The 23,692-nt window shown below is 44.7% G+C and carries 26 protein-coding genes; 2 read left to right on the plus strand and 24 right to left on the minus strand.

Annotated features, from left to right (window positions below):
- Positions 1-84 precede the first annotated feature (84 nt).
- The 5 genes from wecB to rpiB all read right to left on the minus strand — a co-directional run bounded on the left by wecB (position 85) and on the right by rpiB (position 5,048).
- Positions 85-1,188 (minus strand): UDP-N-acetylglucosamine 2-epimerase (non-hydrolyzing), encoded by a 1,104-nt coding sequence (gene wecB, locus NSS77_RS02980; RefSeq protein ID WP_342471179.1) that lies wholly within the window; start codon positions 1,186-1,188, stop codon positions 85-87.
- A 194-nt stretch (positions 1,189-1,382) separates the two neighbouring features.
- Positions 1,383-2,012, minus strand: coding sequence for a uracil phosphoribosyltransferase (upp, locus tag NSS77_RS02985; protein ID WP_342470316.1), 630 nt, complete (start codon positions 2,010-2,012; stop codon positions 1,383-1,385).
- Positions 2,013-2,497: 485 nt separating this feature from the next.
- Complete coding sequence (gene glyA, locus NSS77_RS02990; RefSeq protein ID WP_342470317.1) at positions 2,498-3,760, minus strand: serine hydroxymethyltransferase; 1,263 nt, start codon at positions 3,758-3,760, stop codon at positions 2,498-2,500.
- Positions 3,761-4,035: 275 nt separating this feature from the next.
- On the minus strand, positions 4,036-4,602 hold the full coding sequence (locus tag NSS77_RS02995; RefSeq protein ID WP_342470318.1) for a TIGR01440 family protein: 567 nt from the start codon (positions 4,600-4,602) through the stop codon (positions 4,036-4,038).
- 8 nt (positions 4,603-4,610) lie between these two features.
- Positions 4,611-5,048 carry a ribose 5-phosphate isomerase B gene (gene rpiB / locus NSS77_RS03000; protein WP_342470319.1) on the minus strand — a complete coding sequence of 146 codons (438 nt, stop codon included), beginning with the start codon at positions 5,046-5,048 and terminating at the stop codon, positions 4,611-4,613.
- A gap of 401 nt (positions 5,049-5,449) precedes the next feature.
- On the opposite strand from rpiB, the gene NSS77_RS03005 reads away from it, so the two are divergent.
- Entirely contained in the window at positions 5,450-6,010 is a 561-nt protein-coding gene (locus NSS77_RS03005) for a hypothetical protein (RefSeq protein ID WP_342470320.1), read from the plus strand.
- Positions 6,007-7,503: an IPT/TIG domain-containing protein gene (locus NSS77_RS03010; RefSeq protein ID WP_342470321.1), complete on the plus strand. Its 1,497-nt coding sequence runs from the start codon at positions 6,007-6,009 to the stop codon at positions 7,501-7,503. The genes NSS77_RS03005 and NSS77_RS03010 overlap by 4 nt, the downstream gene beginning before the upstream one ends.
- Positions 7,504-7,957: 454 nt before the next feature.
- On the opposite strand, the gene NSS77_RS03015 is transcribed toward NSS77_RS03010, so the two are convergent.
- From NSS77_RS03015 to NSS77_RS03105, 19 genes are all read right to left on the minus strand, one after another.
- Positions 7,958-8,095, minus strand: coding sequence for a hypothetical protein (locus tag NSS77_RS03015; RefSeq protein ID WP_342468482.1), 138 nt, complete (start codon positions 8,093-8,095; stop codon positions 7,958-7,960).
- 473 nt (positions 8,096-8,568) lie between these two features.
- Positions 8,569-8,913 (minus strand): cytochrome c, encoded by a 345-nt coding sequence (locus NSS77_RS03020; protein WP_342470322.1) that lies wholly within the window; start codon positions 8,911-8,913, stop codon positions 8,569-8,571.
- A gap of 49 nt (positions 8,914-8,962) precedes the next feature.
- Positions 8,963-10,252 (minus strand): methyl-accepting chemotaxis protein, encoded by a 1,290-nt coding sequence (locus tag NSS77_RS03025; RefSeq protein ID WP_342470323.1) that lies wholly within the window; start codon positions 10,250-10,252, stop codon positions 8,963-8,965.
- Entirely contained in the window at positions 10,236-10,700 is a 465-nt protein-coding gene (locus tag NSS77_RS03030; protein ID WP_342470324.1) for a low molecular weight protein arginine phosphatase, read from the minus strand. Before NSS77_RS03030 ends, NSS77_RS03025 begins: the two co-directional genes overlap by 17 nt.
- A 22-nt stretch (positions 10,701-10,722) precedes the next feature.
- Positions 10,723-11,220, minus strand: coding sequence for a manganese efflux pump (locus tag NSS77_RS03035; RefSeq protein ID WP_342470325.1), 498 nt, complete (start codon positions 11,218-11,220; stop codon positions 10,723-10,725).
- A gap of 111 nt (positions 11,221-11,331) precedes the next feature.
- The gene (locus NSS77_RS03040; RefSeq protein ID WP_342470326.1) at positions 11,332-12,375 is read right to left on the minus strand and encodes an L-threonylcarbamoyladenylate synthase; all 1,044 of its coding nucleotides are present in this window, start codon (positions 12,373-12,375) and stop codon (positions 11,332-11,334) included.
- 181 nt (positions 12,376-12,556) lie between these two features.
- On the minus strand, positions 12,557-13,153 hold the full coding sequence (locus NSS77_RS03045; protein WP_342470327.1) for a stage II sporulation protein R: 597 nt from the start codon (positions 13,151-13,153) through the stop codon (positions 12,557-12,559).
- A gap of 45 nt (positions 13,154-13,198) precedes the next feature.
- Positions 13,199-14,062, minus strand: coding sequence for a peptide chain release factor N(5)-glutamine methyltransferase (gene prmC, locus NSS77_RS03050; RefSeq protein ID WP_342470328.1), 864 nt, complete (start codon positions 14,060-14,062; stop codon positions 13,199-13,201).
- Complete coding sequence (prfA, locus tag NSS77_RS03055; RefSeq protein WP_342470329.1) at positions 14,049-15,125, minus strand: peptide chain release factor 1; 1,077 nt, start codon at positions 15,123-15,125, stop codon at positions 14,049-14,051. The genes prmC and prfA overlap by 14 nt, the downstream gene beginning before the upstream one ends.
- 196 nt (positions 15,126-15,321) lie before the next feature.
- Positions 15,322-15,765, minus strand: a complete 444-nt coding sequence (locus tag NSS77_RS03060; RefSeq protein ID WP_342470330.1) for a hypothetical protein — start codon at positions 15,763-15,765, stop codon at positions 15,322-15,324.
- Between the two features lie 104 nt (positions 15,766-15,869).
- Positions 15,870-16,442, minus strand: coding sequence for a thymidine kinase (locus NSS77_RS03065; RefSeq protein WP_342470331.1), 573 nt, complete (start codon positions 16,440-16,442; stop codon positions 15,870-15,872).
- Between the two features lie 102 nt (positions 16,443-16,544).
- Positions 16,545-16,745: a 50S ribosomal protein L31 gene (gene rpmE, locus NSS77_RS03070; RefSeq protein ID WP_208651628.1), complete on the minus strand. Its 201-nt coding sequence runs from the start codon at positions 16,743-16,745 to the stop codon at positions 16,545-16,547.
- A gap of 189 nt (positions 16,746-16,934) precedes the next feature.
- Positions 16,935-18,212 (minus strand): transcription termination factor Rho, encoded by a 1,278-nt coding sequence (gene rho, locus NSS77_RS03075; RefSeq protein ID WP_342470332.1) that lies wholly within the window; start codon positions 18,210-18,212, stop codon positions 16,935-16,937.
- A 131-nt stretch (positions 18,213-18,343) separates the two neighbouring features.
- Positions 18,344-19,309 (minus strand): class II fructose-bisphosphatase, encoded by a 966-nt coding sequence (gene glpX / locus NSS77_RS03080; protein WP_342470333.1) that lies wholly within the window; start codon positions 19,307-19,309, stop codon positions 18,344-18,346.
- A gap of 72 nt (positions 19,310-19,381) precedes the next feature.
- The gene (locus NSS77_RS03085) at positions 19,382-20,662 is read right to left on the minus strand and encodes a UDP-N-acetylglucosamine 1-carboxyvinyltransferase (RefSeq protein WP_342470334.1); all 1,281 of its coding nucleotides are present in this window, start codon (positions 20,660-20,662) and stop codon (positions 19,382-19,384) included.
- 182 nt (positions 20,663-20,844) lie between these two features.
- Positions 20,845-21,495: a fructose-6-phosphate aldolase gene (fsa, locus tag NSS77_RS03090; protein ID WP_342470335.1), complete on the minus strand. Its 651-nt coding sequence runs from the start codon at positions 21,493-21,495 to the stop codon at positions 20,845-20,847.
- Positions 21,496-21,744: 249 nt separating this feature from the next.
- Positions 21,745-22,608, minus strand: coding sequence for a class II fructose-bisphosphate aldolase (locus tag NSS77_RS03095; RefSeq protein ID WP_342470336.1), 864 nt, complete (start codon positions 22,606-22,608; stop codon positions 21,745-21,747).
- A 104-nt stretch (positions 22,609-22,712) separates the two neighbouring features.
- Positions 22,713-23,021, minus strand: coding sequence for a hypothetical protein (locus NSS77_RS03100; protein ID WP_342470337.1), 309 nt, complete (start codon positions 23,019-23,021; stop codon positions 22,713-22,715).
- 184 nt (positions 23,022-23,205) lie between these two features.
- On the minus strand, positions 23,206-23,583 hold the full coding sequence (locus tag NSS77_RS03105) for a response regulator (protein WP_342470338.1): 378 nt from the start codon (positions 23,581-23,583) through the stop codon (positions 23,206-23,208).
- Positions 23,584-23,692: the final 109 nt, after the last annotated feature.

Raw genomic sequence — 23,692 nt, forward strand, 5'->3', positions numbered from 1 at the left:
AAAATCTGTTTTAGAAATTATTGATATTTGTTACAATAATTATTTATATTTTTATACTCAAATAGCTTTTTTTATTGAAATGATTTATTGTTTCTTCTCATGGAAATATGTCAGTAAAGCATCAACGATCCGTCTGGATGCAAAACCGTCTCCGTAAGGATTGGACGCTTTCGCCATTTGGTTGTAAGCCTCTTCATCTTCCAGCAGTTCCTTCGCCAAACGGTAAATGTTTTCTTCGTTTGTTCCCGCCAGTTTCAAAGTGCCTGCCGCAATCCCTTCAGGACGCTCCGTTGTATCCCTTAAGACAAGCACAGGTTTTCCGAGTGATGGCGCTTCTTCCTGAACGCCGCCTGAATCTGTCAATATCATGTATGAACGGGCTGCGAAGTTATGGAAATCAAACACTTCCAACGGCTCGATCAAATGGATTCTCGGATCGTTCCCCAAAATTTCATTCGCCACTTCTCTTACAGCCGGATTCAAATGCACCGGATAAACCACTTGCACATCATCGTGTTCCTGAAGCAGGCGTTTGATGGCGCGGAACATGTGACGCATCGGTTCGCCCAAGTTTTCACGACGGTGGGCCGTCAAGAGAATCATGCGGTCGCTTCCGATTTTCTCAAGGATCGGGTGCGTGTAATGTTCCTTCACGGTTGTTTTCAATGCATCGATCGCCGTATTTCCTGTGACAAAAATCGTTTCTGGATTTTTGTTTTCTTTCAGCAGATTTTGTCTGGACTGTTCCGTCGGCGCAAAATGGAGATCCGCCATGACCCCTGTCAGTTGCCGGTTCATTTCTTCCGGATACGGCGAATATTTATTGTGGGTTCTGAGGCCCGCTTCCACATGGCCAATGGCGATTTGGTTGTAGAATGCGGCAAGGCTTCCGACGAAGGTTGTCGTTGTATCGCCATGAACCAACACGATGTCCGGTTTTGCTTCTTTCATGACTTTGTCCAACCCTTGAAGGGCATTGACTGTGACATCAATCAATGTTTGCCGGTCTTTCATGATATTCAAGTCATAGTCAGGGGTGATTTCGAATGTCTCCAGCACTTGGTCGAGCATTTGGCGATGCTGTGCCGTGACTGTGACGATGGATTCGATTTGGTCCTGGTGCTTTTGCAGTTCCAACACGACCGGCGCCATTTTGATGGCTTCTGGTCTTGTGCCAAATATGGTCATCACTTTGATTTTTTGCAATGGATGATTCTCCCTTCCAAAGGTGCAAACCTGAGTTTGAACCGTTCTTAATCAGTGCGATAAAGGATTCGTTGAACAGTGGAAAACGCCCTTCAAAATGAAGGACGCTTCTATTCATGGTTTGTTGTGTCTTTCAAGAAGGCGGCTGCTTCATTTGATTGAAGCGGCGGCCATTTTTATTTTGTACCGAATAAGCGGTCTCCCGCATCGCCCAAACCAGGAACGATGTAGCCGTGCTCGTTCAATTTTTCATCAAGGGCGGCAATGAAAATGTCCACATCCGGATGAGCTTTTTGTAAAGCTTCCACGCCTTCCGGTGCAGCGATCAAGCACATGAATTTAATGTTGGTCGCCCCGCGTTTTTTCAACGCATTGATCGCTTCCACCGCGGATCCCCCTGTCGCAAGCATCGGGTCCACTACGATAAAGTCGCGGTCTTTCACATCTTGCGGAAGTTTTACATAATATTCCACCGGTTTCAACGTTTCAGGATCGCGGTATAAACCGATGTGGCCCACTTTTGCAGCCGGGATCAATTTCAATACGCCGTCAACCATTCCGATTCCCGCACGCAAAATGGGAACAAGAGCGATTTTCTTTCCTGCAAGCACTCTTGTTTTCGCTTTTGTGATCGGTGTTTCAATTTCGATTTCTTCCGTAGGCAGATCGCGTGTGATTTCGAATGCCATCAATGTTGCAACTTCATCAACAAGTTCACGAAATTCTTTTGTGCCGGTATTTTTATCGCGAATATACGTTAACTTATGTTGGATTAATGGATGATCAAATACATATACTCTGCTCATGTAATTCGCTCCTAACTTCTACAAAGATTAAATTTTTGATGTCTATTACGGACTCACAGTGGCATTATTGTTCCACTTTATCCAACCTAGTATAACAAAAAACATTACATTAGAAAACCAATAATCACACCATTAACATAGTTGTCAATTTCTATTGGAAGTTTATGTACATTCCGTGAGGGGTTTTTGTATTTTTTGCAAGTTTCCATATGAATTATTACAGTTTCTGTGCGATAAAGTCCAGCAGTTTGGGTTGGATTTTTTGCAGTGAGACCTTATGGTGCGTGATTTGCGCTTTTTTTGAAAGGAGATTACGTTGGGACGGGAATGACTCCGTTTTTCTTTAAGGGCCTTCCTTCCCGCCAACCCAAAATTTTATCCCCCTCCAACACAACAATCCGCCGTCCGGCAAATGAAACGGCCCAAAAAACCCTTTCTTCCATAAAAAAACCCCGCTCAAACAGCTTGAGCGGGATTTTATAAAATTATTTGCCTACCACTAAATCTTCGTAAATTGGATATTTGTCCGTCAATGCTTTGACGCGGGCAAGGGCTTCTTCTTTCACCGCTTGATCTTCAGGATTTTTCAATACTTTCGCGATGATCAAGCCGACTTCTTTCGCGTCTTCTTCTTTAAAGCCGCGAGTTGTGATGGCAGGTGTTCCGATACGGATACCGGAAGTGACAAATGGTTTTTCTTCATCGAATGGGATGGAGTTTTTGTTTACAGTAATTTTCACTTCATCCAATAATTTTTCCGCCACTTTACCAGTGAGGCCGACAGATTTCACGTTCACAAGCAATAAGTGGTTGTCCGTTCCTCCGGATACGATTTGAAGGCCTTCAGAAATCAAAGTTTCCGCAAGCACTTGGGCATTTTTCTTGATTTGTTTTGCGTATTCTTTGAATTCAGGTTTCAACGCTTCACCGAATGCTACCGCTTTAGCAGCGATGACATGCATTAACGGACCGCCTTGGATTCCAGGGAATACCGCTTTATCGATTTTCTTCGCCAATTCTTCATCATTGGTCAACACTAAACCGCCGCGAGGACCGCGCAATGTTTTGTGTGTTGTCGTTGTTGTGAAATGCGCATATGGCACAGGAGATGGATGTTCACCGGCAGCCACAAGACCGGCGATGTGCGCCATGTCCACCATGAAGTAAGCGCCCACTTCATCAGCGATTTCGCGGAATTTTTTGAAATCAATCACTCTAGGATAAGCGGAAGCGCCTGCAACAATCAATTTTGGTTTATGTTCCAACGCTTTTGCACGGACATCATCATAATCAATGACATTTGTATCTTTTGTTACGCCATATTCAACGAAATTGTATTGGATACCGGAGAAGTTGACCGGCGAACCGTGCGTCAAGTGACCGCCATGGGCCAAATTCATTCCCAGCACAGTGTCACCCGGTTCCAACACGGAGAAATAAACCGCCATGTTCGCTTGGGCGCCAGAGTGCGGTTGCACGTTCGCAAATTTTGCGCCGAACAATTCTTTCGCGCGGTCGCGGGCGATGTCTTCCACTACGTCCACGTATTCGCATCCGCCGTAATAACGTTTGCCAGGATAGCCTTCCGCATATTTGTTTGTCAAAACAGATCCTTGCGCTTCCATCACCGCTTCGGAAACGATGTTTTCAGATGCGATCAATTCAATGTTTTCCTGTTGACGTTTCTTTTCATTTAAAATTGCTTCAAGTACAGCCTTGTCTTGGGCTGCCAATTTTTCGTAAGCCATCAAAGTTCCTCCTACTAATTTAATATTTTTTTATAAACATTTCAGGGAAGATCTCCCCAGCCATGTTGTGGGAATCCAACGAATGCTTCCCTAAACGGCAAAAAACGCAGGAAAAATCCCCCATGCTGAACGGCCGGGCATTCATTCAACTAAAATGTCATCCGCCCGAAATTCAGCATGAAGAATATGGATTATTGACTATGTTGAAAGTTGCATAAACATCCATTTGAAAAAATATATATTTTATGACATGTTGCCAAAAACAGCCCAGCTGCTCAATGACATGTCGTTCCATCTTGCAGTTCGTAAACGGCGCGGCTGCCTCCGATGAGTTTTGGACGGGTTTTGGCCGCCGCCACAATCGCTTCACCAATTTGGCGGACAGATGTGCGGACAGGAACGGCTACATCCTTCAAATGCATGCCGATGAACGTTTGGCCAATATCGATGCCGGCATGTGCCCGGACATGTTCAACGACAACGGGATTGTTCATTTTCCGGTATGCGTATGCGGACATGGAACCGCCCGCTTTTTGAACAGGGATGACCGATACCGGTTCAAGCCCATATTTTTCAGCGGCTTCCTGTTCCAATGTCAATGCGCGGTTGATATGTTCGCATCCTTGAAAAACGAGATAAACCCCATGTTGTTTGGCGAATGCATCCAATACCTCATACAACACTTCCGCAATTTCCATGGAACCGGCTGTGCCAATTTTTGAGCCTTTGATTTCCGATGTGGAGCAGCCGACCACAAATAATTGCCCCGGCAACAGTTCCACTTGCTCTTCAAATTCCGAAAGCAATTGCGTGATTTGATTTCGAATGGCTTCAAGAGTCATAGGAAGGATCACCCTTCAAGTTCCGCAATTTTTTTTACGCGGCGTTCATGACGGCCGCCTTCAAAATCCGTGTTCAGCCATGTTTTCACGATTTCCCGCGCAAGTCCAGGACCGATGACTCTTTCCCCCATCGCAAGGACGTTGGAGTCATTATGGCATCTTGTCGCTTTTGCACTAAACACATCGTGGACCAATGCACAGCGGACACCTTTCACTTTATTCGCCGCAATGCACATGCCAATGCCGGTTCCGCAAATTAAAATGCCCCGGTCAAACTTGCCGCTTGCCACACCTTCAGCCACTGGAAGAGCATAGTCCGGATAATCAACGGAATCGTCTGTTTTTGGGCCAAAGTCTTCATATTCAATATTCAACTCATCTAACAGATCCATGATTTCTTTGCGCAAACGATTGCCGCCATGGTCTGATGAAATGGCTACTTTCACATGTTTACCTCCTCAAGCTTCTTGATAACAACAGTGTACCACTAATTATAAAAGATTAACACGGATTTTCACATCTTTTTGAACCGACTTTTTATTAAAATACGAATGTTTTTTCTAAATTCCATAAAAAACGTTCATTTTTCAATGGATGAATGAATATTTTTTTTGTTTTCAAACAGAATTATTCGGAATTTTTTCCGCCGGATAAAACTTATTCCCCACCAATGGATGAAACGTGGTGCGTCGTTCCTACCCTTTCTGTTTTAAGTCCCATTTTTAATCTATAAATCTTTTTTTTTCTGTTTCATTTAAGCTACTTAATGGTATATAATAAATGTAACTTCCAGTTTTTTATATTTTAATAGGAAGAAAGTTTAATGAACAAAGGAGGATGGAGAAGGATGAAGAAAAGAAATTTTTTGGCAGGGGTGTTGTTTGCGGCACTGCTTGTAACGGGGTGTAGCGAAGACGATTCTTCAAAAGAGCCGGAAAAAACTGAAACATCGGAACCGCCAATTGTCGTTTTAGGTGACACCATCAATTCCCACCTGCAAGCGGATGCCGTATGTGTAGTGGACAGCCGATTTGAACGGGGCCACACAATCGTGTTCCGCGCCAATGTGTTGGATCAGGCGACTAATAAAACCGTTGAAGATGCAAAGGTGAAAGTGGTTTTGGCCACTGGGGACGAGTATGAAATGAAGCTTGGGCCGCACGGGGAAGAAGGAACGTTGCTTTATACCGTGAGCTGGACAATTCCGGACGATTTCCCTACCGGAACATTGGATTATCAGATTGTGGCGGAAGTGGATGGCAAAGAGTATACTTACCAACCATTTGATGTTTCTTTATCGAAGTTGACAATCCTTGAAAAAGGCGAAGAAGCGAAATTAACGCAAGCCGCACAAGAAAAGGCGGCGGAAGAGTCGGCATCTTCTGAAGGCGAGGAAACTGCTTCATGATGAATCGCCTTCGACTCATGACCTTCCTACTTTTTGTCGCAATCATCATGGCAGGATGCACAGAAGCCGGACAAGAATCCGAAAAATCGGATGACAACAAGGCAAATGCCGCAGAAAATTCAGAAGAAGCAAAAGAAATGAATCTCATCGGAAATATTTCGCTGAGCAAAAGCAGCGGACGCATCGGCGATGAAGTGACTCTCACCGTCGACTCCTTAAAACCGGATAAACCGTTAAAAGCCGTTTGGGTCGACATGGTTGGCACTTTCCAAATTGAAGATAACTACTCTTTCATCGGATCGGCTTATGAACCGGTGGAAAAAGTGGTTGCGGAAGGCAAGGCGGATGCGGATGGAAAATGGGAAGGAACCTTTTCCATTCCGGATGGTTTCGGAGATGACCACGATATCCTGATCTATCAGGACGATGAAGTGGTCGCAAAAGCCAACTTCTTCGTCGAAACCGTATTCACCATGAGTCCGGCATCCGGCCCTCCCGGAACGGAAGTCACAATCAAGGGAGAAGGCTTGAGCTGGAAAATGTTCGGCAGTTTGTGGCACGTGAACTGGGATAATAAATATACCGGCATGATTACAGCGGTCACAACGAACGGCAAAGCGGAAGCCGTATTCCGGGCAGCCGGAAAGAAAGGCCTTCACAGCATCACGGTGGAAAGCGGCGCCAGCGGATTTCCATATTTAAGCCGGAGCAGTTCCGCCATCAACTATATCAGCACCCATTATTTCACATTCGAAATTACTTCCGATGAGCCGGTCACAACCGAATCTTATGTGGAAGAGGCGCCGGACGCGGCGGAAGGCGGCATCAAGATGTCAGAACCGAAAAACAAAGAGGGTGTAAAGGTCACACTCGATCGGTCTGAAGGCACTGTCGGTGAAAGGGTCGTTTTGACAGCTTCAGGACTTCCGAAAAACGAGAAAGTGACATTTGACTGGCATACGATGGTCGGAACGCGCGTCACAGCGGAAGGATATGGCCCGGAAATATTCGATTTGGGCGAAGCAAAAACGGATGATAAAGGAAACTTGAAATATGAGTTTGCGGTACCGGATGATTTGGGCGGGCTGCCTCACTTGATCGATGTCAAAGTGGGCGATGAAGTGTACGGTCAAACGTATTTAAGAATTTTGCCATCGATTGCGTCCATCTCCCCATCATCAGGACCGGTTGGCACGGAATTCGTGATCACAATCAAAGGTTCCGGTTGGACGGAATTCGATAATGCCTTGGCCGTTTTATACAACAACAGTTACGTTGGATATATTTGCGGTTTCAACACCCAAGGAACGGTCACATTGAAGCTGGTGGCAACGGGCGAACCGGGCTACCAATTCATCGATATCTACCCTTCCATCTATAAAGGTCAGCAGATTCAACCGGACTATTATTTAAGACCGATGTTGACGTACCGGGATGATCACCCTGGCACAGGCATTCCTGCCATCCGTGCAATGTTTAAAATTACTGAATAAGAACAAGGGCGATTGCACCAGGGATTCCAAAAACGACCCGCTGCTCAACTATCCCAACCCATCGCAGTACAGACCAAGCATTTGGTTTGTACTGCGATTTTTTTGGCGCAATTTCTTCAGCCTCGTGAGGGTGAGCCTATTTTTTGGATAAAAGCGCACGGGAGAATAAAGGGCGCTTCTTGGCCGATCATCGCCCAAATCGCCGGAATCATCGCCTCTCCGGAAAGGATCATCGCCAACCTATCAAACATATTCGCCACAATCACCAAAATAATAGCCAAGCGAAAAAATTATGCCTGCCGTAGAAGGGATCATCGCCCATACGAAAAAAATAATCGCCAAACCCTCAAATCCCACCAATCCCCCCACTCCCAATCGAGTAGGAGGGAGCGATTAACTCCCGTCCTCTCACACCACCGTACGTACGGTTCCGTATACGGCGGTTCAATTAAGATCATTGACGCAAGTTTTTATAACTTCCGTGAATAGCTGTTCTCTTTATGCCAGTGGTCACTCCACCCTCCAAGAGGTCTCCCACGGGATTCACCGCTTCCTTCCTCAAGTGAGGTACTACGTTTTCTGTGTTCATCATGACTCACTGAATGCCAAGGGCTATTCTCTCTTAATTGTTCGGTCCTTCTTAGTAGTTCTAAACCAACTAATACTATGACCTCTGCTGACTTCTGACGGTTCAGCTACTGATCACTAAGTAGGTTATGAAGAGTATTTCACATATCCGCCAGACCTCCCCGGGTAAGAATGTAATCTTTCCTTCCATCTATCTGCTTCATTTACTCTGTACCACCTTTGGCAGAAAGGACTTTGTTTTGTTTAGCAAACTCATCCAATGATACCTAGCCTTATATGAAGTTCGTGTTCCTCAGACCGGAAGTTTGCCGCTCGCTTCCTTCAGATTCCGCGTCACCACGGACACCCTTGCGTTAAGCTAACTGTTACTTCTGCCTTCACAGTTCGGGACTTACACCCTATAGATTACACCCATGCCAGGCGCACTAAAAAAACTCGAACGGCGAAAGATGCCGTTCGAGAGGAATGTATGTATCTTCATTTTAATGTCAATAAATACTCGGCCACTTCTTCTTCCATGCCGTTTGCAGTTCCAGGCGGCATGGTTTTCCGGCCTTTGATCAATAGTTCGATGATTTCTTCTTTGGATAGTGAGAGATTATGTAAATTTGGTCCAAGATCTCCTGTTAAATCGATACCATGACAGCCTGTGCAGCTGGATTTGACGACTTTCTCCCCTTCCGCCGCCAAAGCTTCATTCACCTTTTCTTCCTGGGTTTCTTTCTTTACTGCCGCTTCGTCGGTATCACCGCTGCATGCACCAAGCCCCATGATGAGCCCGACAGTGAATACGGATGTAATGACCCCTTTGAACTTTCTCATCCTTCATCCCCCTTAAAAACAGGAACCCTTTGATAAGTATTAGTATGTATTAGTTTGAACGATCGAATTGTTGAATGAATTTGTATAATTGCTCGGATTGTCGTTTCAATTCTTCTGAGAGTTTTTCCACTTGTTCCAAGCTTGCCGCTTGTTCAACCGTTGAACCTTTCACTTCCGTTGCGCCAGCCGATGTTTCTTCCGCAATCGCCGCAACTTCCTGGGACTGATGGGCAGTCGTTTCGATATTCACCATCTGCTTTTCAATCAACCGGGAAATTTGAATCACTGTATCTGCCATGCCGCGGACTTTGCTTGCCATTTGCTCGACAATCACTGTTGCTTCCGAAATTTTGGCGGATTCACTTTTCGCAAAAGTCACTTGTTCGTTCATTTGATTTACAACGATAACCACATTTTCTTGCATCGTTTTGATCAAGTCGGTGATTCCTTGCACCGCCTTCGCGCTTTCATCCGCCAGATTGCGCACTTCTTCAGCCACCACCGCAAAGCCTTTTCCATGTTCCCCTGCTCTTGCGGCTTCAATGGAGGCATTCAATGCGAGCAAGTTGGTCTGCGCGGCAATATCCCCGACCAGACTGATGATATTTCCGATTTGCTCGGCATTTTTCTCCAACTGATGAATGCTTTCAAGGGCTTGTTCGTTTCCGTATGTAATTTTTTGAATGCTCTCAATCAAATTGTTGAACGCGCTGGAGGTCACTTTCAAGTTTTCCAGCATTTGCAATGATTCTTCTTTTGAATTCAAAGCCTTCGCATTGACTTCCGTAGCCAGTTGGCGCACATCTTCAATCGCTTCAACAGTTTCTGTCACCGCAATGGCAGATGCTTCCGCCCCCGATGAAATTTGCCCAACCGTATCGGCAATGATCTCCGCTTTTCTTGTGGCTCTTGAAGTCTGCTCGGACAATTCAATGATTGTTTCATTCGTTTTTTGGAAGTTGATATCAATACTTTCCACCATTTGGCGCAAGTTTTGGAGCATCAATTGGAAAGCTTCCGCCACCGAACGGATTTCGTCATGGGTTTTTGGCATTTCCACATCTTGCCCAATCTTTCCTTCCGCCACCCTTGTTGCGGTTTTCTCCAGGTTTTCCAACGGTTTCGTCAACACAACGCTGAAGATTCCCGCCAGTATGCATGACCATGTGATCCCCAATAAGTATGTAATAATTTCAAAGAGCAATTCATTCGGAATGAATTGAGAGAAAAAATAAGGATGCAAAAAGCGAATAAAGACGAAGCTTGTGGAATATGTAATGACCGCCAAAATGCCGACAAACAGCACAAGCTTCTTGCGGATACTAAACATTTTCTTCATCCTGTTGATCACCTCCAGTGATTTTCTTGACTAATTCATCAATCAGTCTGTTCAATTCTTCATATGTGTTTTTATAAGTGTTCAAATCGCCGCCATAGGGGTCAGATACATCTAAAGAACTATACGGTGTAACATATTCTTTAAGCGTATACGTTTTTCCTTTTGCTTTTTCATAAAATTGCATAATCATATCGCGATGGGCTGTGGTCATGGTCAAAATCAGATCCGCCCATTCGATATCCTCTTCATTGACTTGTCTTGTGGTATGCTGGAAATCGATATTTTCCTGCTCCAAAACGGTTTTTGAATGTTCCGACATTTTTCCCCCTTCCAACGCAAAAATTCCTGCTGACTTTACATTGATGCCTTCTATATTTTTGTGTTTCAAAATCGCTTCAGCCATTGGACTTCTGCATGTGTTTCCTGTGCAAACAAAATAAATGTTCATGGTACCCTCTCACTCTTTCTTATTACTGTTCCCATAATGTATATACACTTATTGTAATTAAAGATATGCCCGCAATCCATTTAAATGGTGTACTTTTTATTGAAATGCCGGCTTTTGCTGCATATAAAGCGATATATGATAGGATAAAAGTCCATATTCCTGCACTTGCTATAAAATAATATTTTTGTAAGTTAAGCATACCAAAAGAAATACTCACTGAAAAGGTGTCTAAACTGGCTGTAATCGCCAATAATCCAATGGGGATGGAGAAATGGGCATTCTTTGATGATAAAATAATTTGCAGCCCGATAAAAAATAAAAGAGCGCTCGATACAATATTCGACCATTGCATTAAAATTTGAAGCATCCAATTGCCTAATGTGAAACCGATGATTGGAAAAAGCATATGAAGGATGGCTGTCCACATGGAGAGCAAAAAGCGGCTTTTTACATCCGAAATCAATAAATAGAGTGCGACCACATCCAATGAGACGATAAGTCCAGAAAAAATTTCCTTCAAGTCATTTCCTCTTTTCTTTATGAAACTGTCAGGCACTCTATCATATGATTTTCGGTGCAGGAATATTATGGAGGGGGATAAGCAACCATCATTTTAAATGCCGAACACTTATTATGTGCCCGGCACCTCCATATATTTCCCCCCTGCCGCTTTGTACAGCCGGTTCATGATGGCTGCGCCGACGCCTTCTGCTGAAGTGGTGGTCGCCAAAATGATGGTCGCATCGGTTTTATCGCATGCGCGGAGTGAATCATAAAGTTTGGCAGCCATTTGCTGTTGATCTTCCTCCTCGCCAAAAGGGAAAAAATAATCCGCCGAAGCTGCCGCACAATGGGACGGCGCGAGAAGGGCCACTTTATGCCCTTTTTTCTTCAGCTCCTCAATGGCTTGTTCAATTTTTTTGCAGTCGTTTTCTATTAAATAGACTGGCGCTTCCGGTGCATAATGGGTATATTTCATCCCAGGGGCTTTCGGTGCGGATTCCAGTTGCTGCTCTTTCGGAGTCGGTTCTATCACTTCCCCGATTTCCGCTTCCAGCATTTCCTTTGTGACACCGCCCGGACGCAAAATCACCGGGGGATTCACCGTCACATCCAATACGGTGGATTCAATGCCAATCCCCGTCGTACCGCCATCCAAAATTAAAGGAATACGGCCCTGCAAGTCTTCATATACGTGCTCAGCCTTTGTCGGACTTGGCTTTCCGCTGCGGTTGGCACTGGGAGCCGCCAGTGGTTTTTTCAAAGTTCTGAGGAGTCCGAGGGCCACTTCATGATCGGGCATGCGAATCCCGACCGTGGATAAACCCGCTGTCACGTTCTTTGCAAGCACGCCCGGTTTCGCTTTCAGTATGAGCGTCAACGGGCCTGGCCAAAAGCGTTCCATCAATTTCTTCGCCTTTTCCGGAATTTCTTCCACATACGCCGAAACTTCTTCAATCGTTCCAATATGTACAATAAGGGGATTATCGGAAGGACGTCCTTTCGCTTCAAAAATTTTCTTCACAGCCTCTTCATTGATTGCCACCGCCCCAAGACCATATACCGTTTCAGTCGGAAAGGCAACCACTTCCCCCTGATTCAATAAATCCACAGCTTGTGAATAAATATTTTCTTTATCCACTTCTTTATCCACAATAAGTTGGACTGTTTCCATGTATGTCATCTCCTGAAAAAACTGAAATTCTGAAATTTTATCCACATTTTGTGGATAATTTTGTGTAAAATGTGTATAACTTTTCTGAAAATAGTGGAAAACTTGTCGAAATTTCTCGAATGGGTACCCATTGCTGTGAATAACCTTCCAGCGGTGATCATATTTCGCCTCGTCAATGCTTTTATGCAAACCATTTCTTCAGCCATTCCCAAACAAGGAACCGGACCTCTTTTTCCTCTTCTTTTTCCGCTTCTTCTTTTTCCTGGTCGCTCGGACGTTCGCACAAATTGGAGAAAATGCTGCACCAGAAGTTATCCCCACGGCCTGCGCCAATCGTCAACACCAGCGAATCATAATAGGCTTGTGGATAAAATGCATGTCCATCCCATTTGGGTGGTATTAAATGTTCGCCCCTGTTGATTTTCACATCCACCTCTGAATAATGTTGCCCAATATAAGTGGCCAACTTCGCGAAAGCTTCATCATTATCCAATTGATGCATTTCATTGTACTGGATTTCTGAGAAAATCGGCTCGAGGCTTGCGACCATTTCATTTTTCAACGCCTGATCCGCCTTTGTGTTGCTGTTGGCAATCACGCGGATTTTCAATGAATCATCTATCATATTTTCACGAGCTTCATAGAATTGATCCACCAAATCCGGAACCATTAATAGAAAACAATAGACCGCAAGACTTGACGCAATCAATTTTAATATGCTGATGATCGGATGAATTCGGTCATTTTCTTTTCTGATAATCTCGTAATCATTTAACATTGTATTTTCCCTCCCTGCCATCATCATGGACAGGGAGGAAGATTTTTATACATCGATTATACAAAAAACAAATCTATTTTTTCCGTTAATATCTTTGACAATTTCGATTTCGGCTTGTGGAAAACTGGCTTGGAAGAGTTTTGCCACCGCTTCCCCTTGCTGGTATCCGATTTCAACACCAATCAAGGCCGGTTGATTTAATAGATTGGGCAAAGATTCCGCCAATCTTCTGTAGCATTGCAACCCGTCTTCTTCCGCAAAGAGGGCGAGATGGGGTTCATGTTCCAACACCACATCCGACATTTCTTCCCGTTCATGATAGGCGATGTATGGAGGATTGGATAAAATGACATCCCATTTTTCTCCTGCGATCGGCTCCGTCAAATCACCGAGGCGGAAATCGATATCCGCCTGCAAATGTGCCGCGTTCCGTTTGGCCGTTTCAAGGGCCGCCTCCGAAATATCCGTTGCCGTGACTTTGGCATGGGGCCATTCCAGTTTCATCGTAATCGCGATGATGCCGCTGCCTGTGCCGATGTCCGCAAGTTTCAGCTCCACGTTTTCCCCGAACAGTTTTTTCATCCTAGCGATGGCGCCAACGATCAATTCTTCCGTTTCCGGCCGCGGAATAAGGACGGATTCATCCACATGAAAAGTTCTTCCATAAAATTCTTCCGTTCCGGTGATATATTGAACGGGTTTTCCTTTTGCGTGCTGTTCCACCATTTCCCGAAATTCATTCCATTTTTGCTCCGGCATTTCTTCATGAATGCGCATGGTGATGCCTGTGTAGTCCGTTCCGTATAGGTGCTGCATCAAAATTCTTCCCGCATTGGCGTCACGGCCATGTTCCGTTAAAAAAGAAGAAGCCCAATGGAGGGCCTCAAAGACAGTATTATGCTTCTTCATTTAATCTCGCCAATTTGGAAGCTTGATCTTCCATGATGAGCGCGTCAATGATTTCATCAAGCTTTCCTTCCATGATTTGGTCCAGTTTTTGAATCGTTAAGCCGATTCGATGGTCAGTGACGCGGTTTTGCGGATAGTTGTAAGTGCGGATGCGCTCGGAACGGTCCCCTGTACCAACGGCGGATTTTCTTGCTGCATCCAATTCTTTTTGTTTTTCCCGGTTGTAGAAGTCCGCCACACGGGCACGAAGGACTCTCATGGCTTTTTCGCGGTTTTTGATTTGGGAGCGTTCATCCTGCATGGATACGACAATCCCTGTTGGAATGTGGGTCATGCGGACAGCCGACATCGTTGTATTGACGTGTTGCCCACCTGCTCCGGATGCGGCGAATGTATCAACGCGGATATCTTTTTCATTGATTTCGATTTCCACATCTTCCACTTCCGGCAGAACGGCCACCGTCGCAGTGGATGTGTGGATGCGCCCTTGGGATTCCGTTTGCGGCACCCGTTGCACGCGATGGGCACCGTTTTCGAATTTGAATTTGGAATAGGCGCCATTTCCGTTGATCATGAAGATGATTTCTTTATATCCACCGCTTGAGCTTGGGGAAGCTTCCAACACTTCCACTTTCCAGCCTTGGGATTCGGCATAGCGCGTGTACATGCGGAAAAGGTCCCCGGCGAAGATGTTTGCTTCATCCCCTCCCGCAGCTCCGCGTATTTCCATGATGACGTTTTTGTCATCGTTCGGGTCTTTCGGAAGAAGAAGGATTTTTAATCGTTGTTCCAGCTCTTGGATTTTATTTTTCAATGTATTGAATTCTTCTTTGACCAGTTCATGCATTTCCGGATCGAGCTTTTCTTCCAGCATTTGTTTGGCATCTTCAAGCTCTTCTTTAGTTTTTTTGTATTCCCGATAGACTTCCACTGTTTCCTGGATATCCGCCTGTTCCTTTGAATATTGGCGGAGCTTTTTTGCATCGTTTACGACCTCGGGATCGCTGAGCAATTCGTTTAAACGTTCGTAGCGATCTTCTACTGCTTGCAGTTTATCAAACATGTAGTTCACCTCGTTTGTAGTTCGATTAATATGAAAAGGCCTTCGCTTCGTAATTTCTTTGACTTTATTAGTATAAAGAAAATGCATAGGTTGTGCTACTGGTTGATTAAGTTTCGGCTTGGGCCAAAGTTGCCTCTGTATTGGGCGGATACATTCTCATTTAGTGCGGATATAGCCACATTTAGTTCGTTTGGTTCTACTTTTGGTGCGGATGCGCCTCATTTGGTGCGTTTGGTTCTAATTTTGGTGCGGATGCCGCCTCATTTGGTGCGTTTGGTTCCTCGTTTCGTGCGGATGCCGCCTCATTTGGTGCGTTTGGTTCCTCGTTTCGTGCGGATGCCGCCTCATTTGGTGCGTTTGGTTCCTCGTTTCGTGCGGATGCCGCCTCATTTGGTGCGTTTGGTTCCTCGTTTCGTGCGGATGCCGCCTCATTTGGTGCGTTTGGTTCCTCGTTTCGTGCGGATGCCGCCTCATTTGGTGCGTTTGGTTCCTCGTTTCGTGCGGATGCCGCCTCATTTGGTGCGTTTGGTTCCTCGTTTCGTGCGGATGCCGCCTCATTTGGTGCGTTTGGTTCCTCGTTTCGTGCGGATGCCGCCTCATTTGGTGCGTTTGTTTCCCCGTTTCGTGCGGATGCCGCCATATTTAGTGTGTTTACTTACCCGTTTGGTGCGGATATGGCCTCATTTAGTGCGTTTACTTCCTCATTTGGTGTAGATCCCGCCTCATTTTATAATCTTCAAGCACTCACAACGGCGGATTCGCATGGCATTTACGGCAAACGGGATAATATGTATCGTTTCCGCCAATTTGGATTTGTTCGCCGGTATAAACCGGTTTGCCACTTTCATCAATCCGCAAGTTCATCGTCGCTTTTTTATGGCAGAACCAGCAGATCGTTTTCATTTCCTCGATTTTATCCGAATAAAGGAGCATGTATTTGCTGCCTTCAAACAATTCGTTGCGAAAGTCGTTTTTTAATCCGAAGCCCATTACCGGGATGTCCAATACGTCCACAATTTTTGCCAATTGGAGCACATGATGTTTCTTCAAAAATTGCACTTCATCCACAAGGACACAATACAATTTTTCAGGATAATTTTTCACGATTTCAAACATGTCGGTATCATCAAAAACGGGGATGGCTTTTCGTCGCATGCCGATGCGGCTTGACACGTATCCAACTTCATCCCGATTGTCGATGCCGGAAGTGAACATTAGCACCGGCTTGTCCTGTTCTTCATAATTATGTGCAACTTTCAAAATTTCAAAGGATTTTCCGCTGTTCATTGCCCCGTATTTAAAAAATAATTGAGCCATCGTTCTCCCTCTTTTTTATCCCAGATGTTTTGAAGATAATGGAAATCTCTATTTGACTTAAAAAAATGCCTGCCAGATTTTTTGGCAGGCATTTTAAACTTCTTATTTGAGACCGTATTTTTTGTTGAAACGATCCACACGACCAGCAGCAGTCGCGAATTTTTGACGTCCAGTGTAGAATGGGTGACATTCGTTGCAAACCTCAACGCGAATGTCTTTTTTCACTGAACCTGTTTGGAATGTGTTACCGCAAGAGCATGTAACTGTTGCAGTGTGGTATTCTGGATGAATTCCTTGTTTCATATTCGTTTACCTCCCGCCCTGAACCATTTTTTCTGGAACAGAGTTATTTAATCGTACTGTGCCTTACATAACCCGAATATGCCAGTTACATATGCACACGTCACATACTGAATCATCATAACATACAATTTTTAAACATTCAAGTTAAAGTATAATGCAAATCAAATCATAAATCAAATCATTGAACCGTTAAAGCAACCCTTTGCCTTTCACTTTTTTCATTTCTTCATTTAAAATCTCGAAAAATTCTTCGTTGGATTCCGTTGAGCGGAGTTTTTTCAAGAAACGTTCCGTAAAGTCCGGCGCGTCGGTGAAAGTTTTCCGGATCGCCCAAAGCTTATCCAATTGTTCTTGCGGAATGAGCAGTTCTTCTTTGCGCGTGCCGGATCGGCGAATATCCAATGCCGGGAAGATGCGGCGTTCTGCCAGGTTGCGGTCCAAATGCAATTCCATATTCCCCGTCCCTTTGAACTCTTCATAAATGACCTCATCCATTCGGGAACCGGTATCGATTAGCGCTGTGGCCAAAATCGTCAAACTGCCGCCCTCTTCAATGTTACGGGCGGAACCGAAGAACCGTTTTGGACGGTGGAACGCTGCCGGGTCAATCCCGCCGGATAACGTTCTTCCGCTTGGCGGAATCACCAAGTTATAAGCCCGGGCAAGTCTTGTAATGGAGTCCATCAAAATGATAACATCCCGTTTATGCTCCACAAGGCGGCGGGCACGTTCCAATACCAATTCGGCCACCTTCACGTGATTTTCCGGCACTTCATCGAATGTCGAACTTACCACATCCGCTTTCACGGAACGTTCAATGTCCGTCACTTCTTCCGGACGTTCGTCAATCAACAGCACAATGAGTTCCGCCTGCGGATGGTTGGTTGTGATGGCGTTGGCAATTTCTTTTAATAACGTCGTTTTACCCGCTTTTGGCGGCGCCACAATTAAACCGCGTTGTCCAAATCCAATCGGTGCCACCAAATCTATGATTCTTGTCGATAACTTATCAGGTGTCGTCTCAAGCTTGATTTGTCGATTCGGATAGAGTGGAGTTAAAGCTGGGAAGTGAACGCGTTCTTTTGCGATTTCCGGATCTTCTCCGTTGACTGCGTCGACTTGAAGCAATCCGTAATATCGTTCATTTTCTTTAGGCGGGCGTACTTTACCGGAAACTTTATCACCATTTCGAAGGTCAAAACGGCGAATTTGTGAAGCAGAGATGTAAATGTCTTCTTTGGAAGGCGAATAGTTGATCGGTCGAAGGAATCCGAATCCTTCCGAATTGACGATTTCCAGTATCCCTTCCATAAAGAAGTACCCTTCCAATTCTGAACGGGATTTCAGTATGGCAAAGATCAATTCTTTCTTTGTTAATTTACTGTAATAGGAAATCTTATACTCTCGTGCGAGATTATATAACTCCTTCAGTGTCATGTTTTCTAATTGAGCAATCGTGAGAGACATAGCATTACTCCAGTCTTTTTATTATTTTGTCTATACGTTTTGGAAAATGATTGGTTGGAATGATTTGAAGGGTGAAAGAGATGCCTGACATATATTTAATATACTATCAGACATCTCCGGAATGAGAAGCATTATTCTTTTACGTAATTCGGTTTTTTAATCATATTGTGGCGGCCTTCAATGAAGCGGACTGTGCCGGTTTTGGCACGCATGACAAGAGAGTTTGTCAGGCAGTATTCTCCTTTGTATTGAACACCTTTTAACAACTCGCTGTCCGTTACTGCTGTTGCAGCAAAAATCGCATCGTCCCCTTTGACGAGGTCATCTAAATACAATACTTTCGAAACATCGAGACCCATGCTGATGCAGCGTTTCAATTCTTCGTCGTTTTGAGGGACAAGTCTTCCTTGGAAATCTCCACCCAAACATTTCAATGCGGCAGCGGCAAGGACGCCTTCCGGAGCTCCGCCGGTACCGAACATGATGTCGATTCCCGTTTCATCGAATGCTGTGCTGATGGCGGCACTCACATCTCCATCCTGGATGAATTTGATGCGGGCGCCGGCAGCACGAATTTCGTCAATGATATGTTGGTGGCGTGGCCGGTCAAGGATGATGGCCACAACGTCCGAAACGGATTTATTTTTTGCTTCCGCCACCGCTTTCAAATTTTCAGTGACGGAGGCGTTGATATCAATTTTTCCTTTGCTTTCAGGACCAACCGCAATTTTTTCCATGTACATATCCGGTGCATGCAATAAATTTCCGCGGTCTGCGATGGCAACTACCGTAATGGCCCCATTGCCGCCTTTTGCGACAATGTTTGTTCCTTCCAGCGGGTCGACGGCGATATCCACTTCAGGACCGCCGTTGCGAAGGCCCAGTTCCTCGCCAATATACAACATTGGCGCCTCATCCATTTCACCTTCGCCGATTACCACTCTACCGTGCATTGGGATTGTATCAAATAAAGCTCTCATGGCTGAAGTCGCTGCTTGGTCGGCTTCGTTTTTCAAACCGCGTCCCATCCATTTGGCGGATGCAATTGCCGCTGCTTCTGTGACGCGTACGATTTCCATTGTTAAACTACGTTCCATTATAACTGGTTCCTCCTACTACAATAACCGTGACTTTCGTTTCCAAATGCTATTGTATCATATAATTCGATTTTACTCAGCTCTTTCCACCGTACTTACGGTGATCGATTCTTTGCGTATATCCGCTCCGAGACTGCGCAATTTTTCTACAAAGTGGCTGTAGCCTCTTTCAATATGATAAATATCGTGAATTTCCGTTTCCCCTTCAGCCAAAAGACCTGCCAGCACCAATGCGGCACCTGCCCGAAGATCGGTTGCCGTCACTTTGGAGCCATGCAATTTTGTAGGCCCTTGAATGATGGCCGTATTGCCTTCCACTCTTGCATTGGCATTCATGCGTCTTAATTCGTCAATATGTTTAAAGCGAGATGTATAGATGGTTTCCGTAATTTTTGAGGCACCAATGGCTTGTGTCATCAATACGGAGAGGGGTTGTTGAACATCAGTGGGGAACCCTGGATAAACAAGGGTTTTCACGTCAACCGCTTGCAAAAGGTCCGTTTTCGGAATGAAGATGCTCTCTTCGCCTTCTTCCACTTTGACGCCCATTTCACGCAATTTTGCAGTGACAGCTTCCAAATGGAGCGGGATGATGTTGTCAATCGTCACGCCATCTCCCAAAGCCGCTGCGTAAATCATAAAAGTGGCCGCTTCGATTCGGTCCGGGATGATCACATGATTCGTTCCATGAAGTTCGTCGACCCCTTCGATCCGGATGACGCTTGTTCCGGCCCCTTTAATGTTCGCCCCCATGTTTGTAAGCAGTGTGGCAACGTCGATGATTTCCGGTTCTTTCGCGGCGTTTTCGATGATGGTTCTCCCTTTGGCGCGAACAGCCGCAAGCATAATGTTAATTGTTGCCCCCACGCTTGCAACATCCAGATAGATTTTGGCACCGGTCAATTCTTCCGCTCTCAAATAAATAGCGCCGTGCTCATTGGTCACTTTCGCCCCTAAAGCTTCAAAGCCTTTGATATGCTGGTCGATTGGGCGCGGTCCCAGGAAACATCCGCCCGGAAGTCCAATGACCGCCCTTTTGAACCGTCCAAGCATTGCACCCATGAGGTAATAGGAGGCACGAAGTTTTTTCACATTGCCGTTTGGTAATGGAATCGGCGTCATATTTGTGGGATCGATCGTCATTTGTCCATTTTGGAAAACGACTTCTCCGCCTATTTCCTCCAGTAATGCTTTCAACGTAAAAGCGTCCGAAATTTCGGGGATCCCGCCGATCGTCACCGGCGAGTTGGCAAGGATGGATGCGGGTATTAACGCAACGGCACTATTTTTAGCTCCACTGACTTTAACTGTTCCTTTTAATCGATTTCCGCCAATAATTTTATAAACATCCATACGCGTTCTCCCTCGTGATTGGAAAGTTTCCTTTATTATGGTCTTTTTTCCACTTAAATACGCATTAGAAAAACAAATTCATTAACTATAGTTTATTTCTGTCCCGCAAAAGTTGATAGCAATTTCATCTTATCTTTATTCTTTTCTGTTCTTTCGGGAAACTAAACAAGGTACCTGTATTTTTATTGTTGATTGCGTTTTTCCCAGTCGGCCAAAAATGTTTCGATTCCTTTGTCTGTCAATGGGTGGTTGAACATTTGCTTGAGCACTTTAAACGGAACTGTGGCAATGTCCGCACCCGCCAATGCGACATCGATGACATGCTGCGGATGACGGATGGATGCCGCAATGATTTCAGTTTCAATTTGATGGATGTCAAAGATTTCCGCAATTTGCGCAATCAATTCCACACCGTTTTGTCCGATGTCATCCAACCTTCCAACGAAAGGAGAAACGTACGTAGCGCCTGCACGGGCTGCCAAAAGCGCCTGGTTTGCGCTGAAAATTAATGTGACATTGGTTTTGATCCCTTTTTCAGAGAAATATTTGCAAGCTTTTAATCCTTCCGGCGTCATTGGCAGTTTGATTGTGATATTTGGTGCGATTTTTGCCAATTCAAGCCCTTCCTTGATCATTCCTTCCGCATCCAATGAAATGACTTCTCCGCTGACGGATCCATCGACAAGTTCCGCAATTTCGCGAAGACGATCATGGAAGGAAATCCCTTCTTCTTTTGCCACCAATGAAGGATTCGTCGTCACGCCTGAAAGAATCCCCCATGAGTATGCTTCTTTGATTTCATCGAAGTTCGCTGTATCGATAAAAAATTTCATATTAGCACTCCCCTGTTTCATTAAAAATGAAGAGAAGGTCGCCATCCGACACTTCTCCTTGTACCGTTTTCGAAGTGAACTTTTTTATTGTTAAAGACTATACTAGACACTTCTTGGTAAAAAATAAACAATCATTTCGAACTATTTTTATGCCATCATTCGAAATCTTTTTTATGCTGTCGTGGTACTGTTAAAAGGAAGCATATTATTTTCGTTTGACTTGGAAGCGCAAAATTTTTCGGATACCGATTATTCAAACGCTTTATTGGAGCTTCCGAATTCGCGGATTTTGCCGATCACTGTTTCTTTGATGGCTTCGCGGGCAGGTCCCAAGTATTTGCGTGGGTCGTAAAGTTTCGGATCTTTTTCAAGAATTTCACGAACCACTTTTGTTGCGGCAATTTGGTTTTCTGTGTTTACGTTGATTTTGGCTGTTCCTAATGAAATGGCGCGTTGAATGTCTTTTGTTGGGATACCTGTTCCGCCGTGAAGAACAAGTGGAAGGTTTGTCAAGTTAGAGATTTCTTCCATTTCTTTGAAGCCTAGTTTTGGTTCCCCTTTGTATGGTCCGTGTACAGATCCTAATGCCGGAGCCAAGCAGTCAATGCCAGTGAGTTCAGTAAGTTGTTTACATTCTTGCGGATCCGCATAAATGATACCGCTGCCCACCACATCGTCCTCTTGTCCGCCTACCGTACCAAGTTCCGCTTCGACAGAAACGCCTTTCGCATGGGCATATTCAACAACTTTTTTTGTAATTTCTACGTTTTCTTCAAATGGTTTGTGGGATGCATCGATCATGACGGAAGTGAAACCTGCGTCAACAGCTTCTTTACATTTTTCGAAGCTGGAACCGTGGTCTAAGTGGATGGCAACAGGAACCGTAATGTTGTAGCTTTCCATTAAGCCTTTCACCATGTGGACAACAGCGATGAAACCGCCCATATATTTTCCAGCGCCTTCGGAAACGCCAAGAATGACAGGAGATTTTTCTTCTTCAGCCGCTTGCAAAATGGCTTGAGTAAATTCTAGGTTGTTAATATTAAATTGACCAACCGCATATTTTCCTTCTTTCGCTTTAATCAACATTTCTTTCATTGATACTAATGGCATTATACAAATCCTCCTCAGGATGGTTAATTTAATAACTTTTTCCGTAATAATAGTACCAAATTCAAGATATGCCCACAAGTACGGAGAGAATGTTGGCTTCCCGGTTATCCGGAATTGGCGGATACAGCCGTTTTTGCATGATTGGACACTTTTTTATGGATAGGAACGGTGTATTCTTGGGGATAAAAAAGGATGAATACGGCCGCTTCCTGGGAGGATGCAACTCCTTCTAGCGTGGATGAGGCTTCTGCTTGCGCGGATGAACTTTCTGATTGCTCGGATGGCTTTTCCTCTTGAGCGGATGAAAATTCCTCTTGCTCGGATGACACTCTCGCTTGCTCGGATAAACTCTCTGCTTGCTCGGATAACGCCCTCGCTTGCTCGGATGTCTCCTCCTCTTGCACGGATAACACTCTCTCTTGCTCGGATGACGCCCTCGCTTGATTGGATTACTCCTCCACTTGCACAGATTACCACCACTCTTGCACAAATGGCACTCCACTAACTAGAAGACCACCCCTCTTGCCCAAAAGAACTTGCCTTTTAAAGCGGCCACATCAAAAAAAATGACCGCCCCATCTAAATTGGAACGGTATTTTATTCAGATAAAACTTTCCCTTTTTGCAAAGCATTGATGACGGCATCTTTTAACTCAAACACATTAAAAGGTTTCGTAAAATAAGAATCTGCTTTATATCCATTTTCTCCATCCAACATCTCCGCATCTTCGTAGGCCGTCATGATAAACACCGGCATATCAGGATATAGCGCTTTCATTTCACCCAATATCACACTTCCGTCCATCCCCGGCAAATTCATATCAAGCAGTACACAATCCATTTTCTGTTCTTCCAATATTTGAAGCGCTTCCCGTCCGTTCGCTGCCAGAAAAGTTTCCATTCCCTCCTTCGTGAAGATTTCATCAAGCAACATACGGATTCCTTTTTGGTCATCCACAATTAGTATTTTTTTCACAATCTTTTCCCCTTAATGTAAGACAATTTTTCTCTGCATCAATCCAATTCCCTTATTTTTATTATAATAAACCTGTTTTTTGCAATGCATCAAAAAAATGGACAACCTA

This window comes from Ureibacillus sp. FSL K6-3587 (assembly GCF_038593165.1).
GTDB classification, from domain to species: domain Bacteria; phylum Bacillota; class Bacilli; order Bacillales_A; family Planococcaceae; genus Ureibacillus; species Ureibacillus suwonensis.

What these genes read in the sequence shown, in the direction of transcription:
- NSS77_RS03025 (WP_342470323.1), bottom strand. Translation starts at nt 10,252, where the DNA reads ATGAAGAAAATGTTTAGTATCCGCAAGAAGCTTGTGCTGTTTGTCGGC.
- NSS77_RS03095 (WP_342470336.1), bottom strand. Translation starts at nt 22,608, where the DNA reads ATGCCATTAGTATCAATGAAAGAAATGTTGATTAAAGCGAAAGAAGGA.
- NSS77_RS03005 (WP_342470320.1), top strand. Translation starts at nt 5,450, where the DNA reads ATGAAGAAAAGAAATTTTTTGGCAGGGGTGTTGTTTGCGGCACTGCTT.
- upp (WP_342470316.1), bottom strand. Translation starts at nt 2,012, where the DNA reads ATGAGCAGAGTATATGTATTTGATCATCCATTAATCCAACATAAGTTA.
- NSS77_RS03015 (WP_342468482.1), bottom strand. Translation starts at nt 8,095, where the DNA reads ATGATGAACACAGAAAACGTAGTACCTCACTTGAGGAAGGAAGCGGTG.
- fsa (WP_342470335.1), bottom strand. Translation starts at nt 21,495, where the DNA reads ATGAAATTTTTTATCGATACAGCGAACTTCGATGAAATCAAAGAAGCA.
- prfA (WP_342470329.1), bottom strand. Translation starts at nt 15,125, where the DNA reads ATGTTTGATAAACTGCAAGCAGTAGAAGATCGCTACGAACGTTTAAAC.
- NSS77_RS02995 (WP_342470318.1), bottom strand. Translation starts at nt 4,602, where the DNA reads ATGACTCTTGAAGCCATTCGAAATCAAATCACGCAATTGCTTTCGGAA.
- NSS77_RS03010 (WP_342470321.1), top strand. Translation starts at nt 6,007, where the DNA reads ATGATGAATCGCCTTCGACTCATGACCTTCCTACTTTTTGTCGCAATC.
- rpmE (WP_208651628.1), bottom strand. Translation starts at nt 16,745, where the DNA reads ATGAAACAAGGAATTCATCCAGAATACCACACTGCAACAGTTACATGC.
- NSS77_RS03045 (WP_342470327.1), bottom strand. Translation starts at nt 13,153, where the DNA reads ATGTTAAATGATTACGAGATTATCAGAAAAGAAAATGACCGAATTCAT.
- NSS77_RS03020 (WP_342470322.1), bottom strand. Translation starts at nt 8,913, where the DNA reads ATGAGAAAGTTCAAAGGGGTCATTACATCCGTATTCACTGTCGGGCTC.
- glyA (WP_342470317.1), bottom strand. Translation starts at nt 3,760, where the DNA reads ATGGCTTACGAAAAATTGGCAGCCCAAGACAAGGCTGTACTTGAAGCA.
- wecB (WP_342471179.1), bottom strand. Translation starts at nt 1,188, where the DNA reads ATGACCATATTTGGCACAAGACCAGAAGCCATCAAAATGGCGCCGGTC.
- NSS77_RS03060 (WP_342470330.1), bottom strand. Translation starts at nt 15,765, where the DNA reads ATGGCGGCATCCGCACGAAACGGGGAAACAAACGCACCAAATGAGGCG.
- NSS77_RS03065 (WP_342470331.1), bottom strand. Translation starts at nt 16,442, where the DNA reads ATGGCTCAATTATTTTTTAAATACGGGGCAATGAACAGCGGAAAATCC.
- NSS77_RS03085 (WP_342470334.1), bottom strand. Translation starts at nt 20,662, where the DNA reads ATGGATGTTTATAAAATTATTGGCGGAAATCGATTAAAAGGAACAGTT.
- glpX (WP_342470333.1), bottom strand. Translation starts at nt 19,309, where the DNA reads ATGGAACGTAGTTTAACAATGGAAATCGTACGCGTCACAGAAGCAGCG.
- NSS77_RS03040 (WP_342470326.1), bottom strand. Translation starts at nt 12,375, where the DNA reads ATGGAAACAGTCCAACTTATTGTGGATAAAGAAGTGGATAAAGAAAAT.
- NSS77_RS03030 (WP_342470324.1), bottom strand. Translation starts at nt 10,700, where the DNA reads ATGAACATTTATTTTGTTTGCACAGGAAACACATGCAGAAGTCCAATG.
- prmC (WP_342470328.1), bottom strand. Translation starts at nt 14,062, where the DNA reads ATGAAGAAGCATAATACTGTCTTTGAGGCCCTCCATTGGGCTTCTTCT.
- rho (WP_342470332.1), bottom strand. Translation starts at nt 18,212, where the DNA reads ATGTCTCTCACGATTGCTCAATTAGAAAACATGACACTGAAGGAGTTA.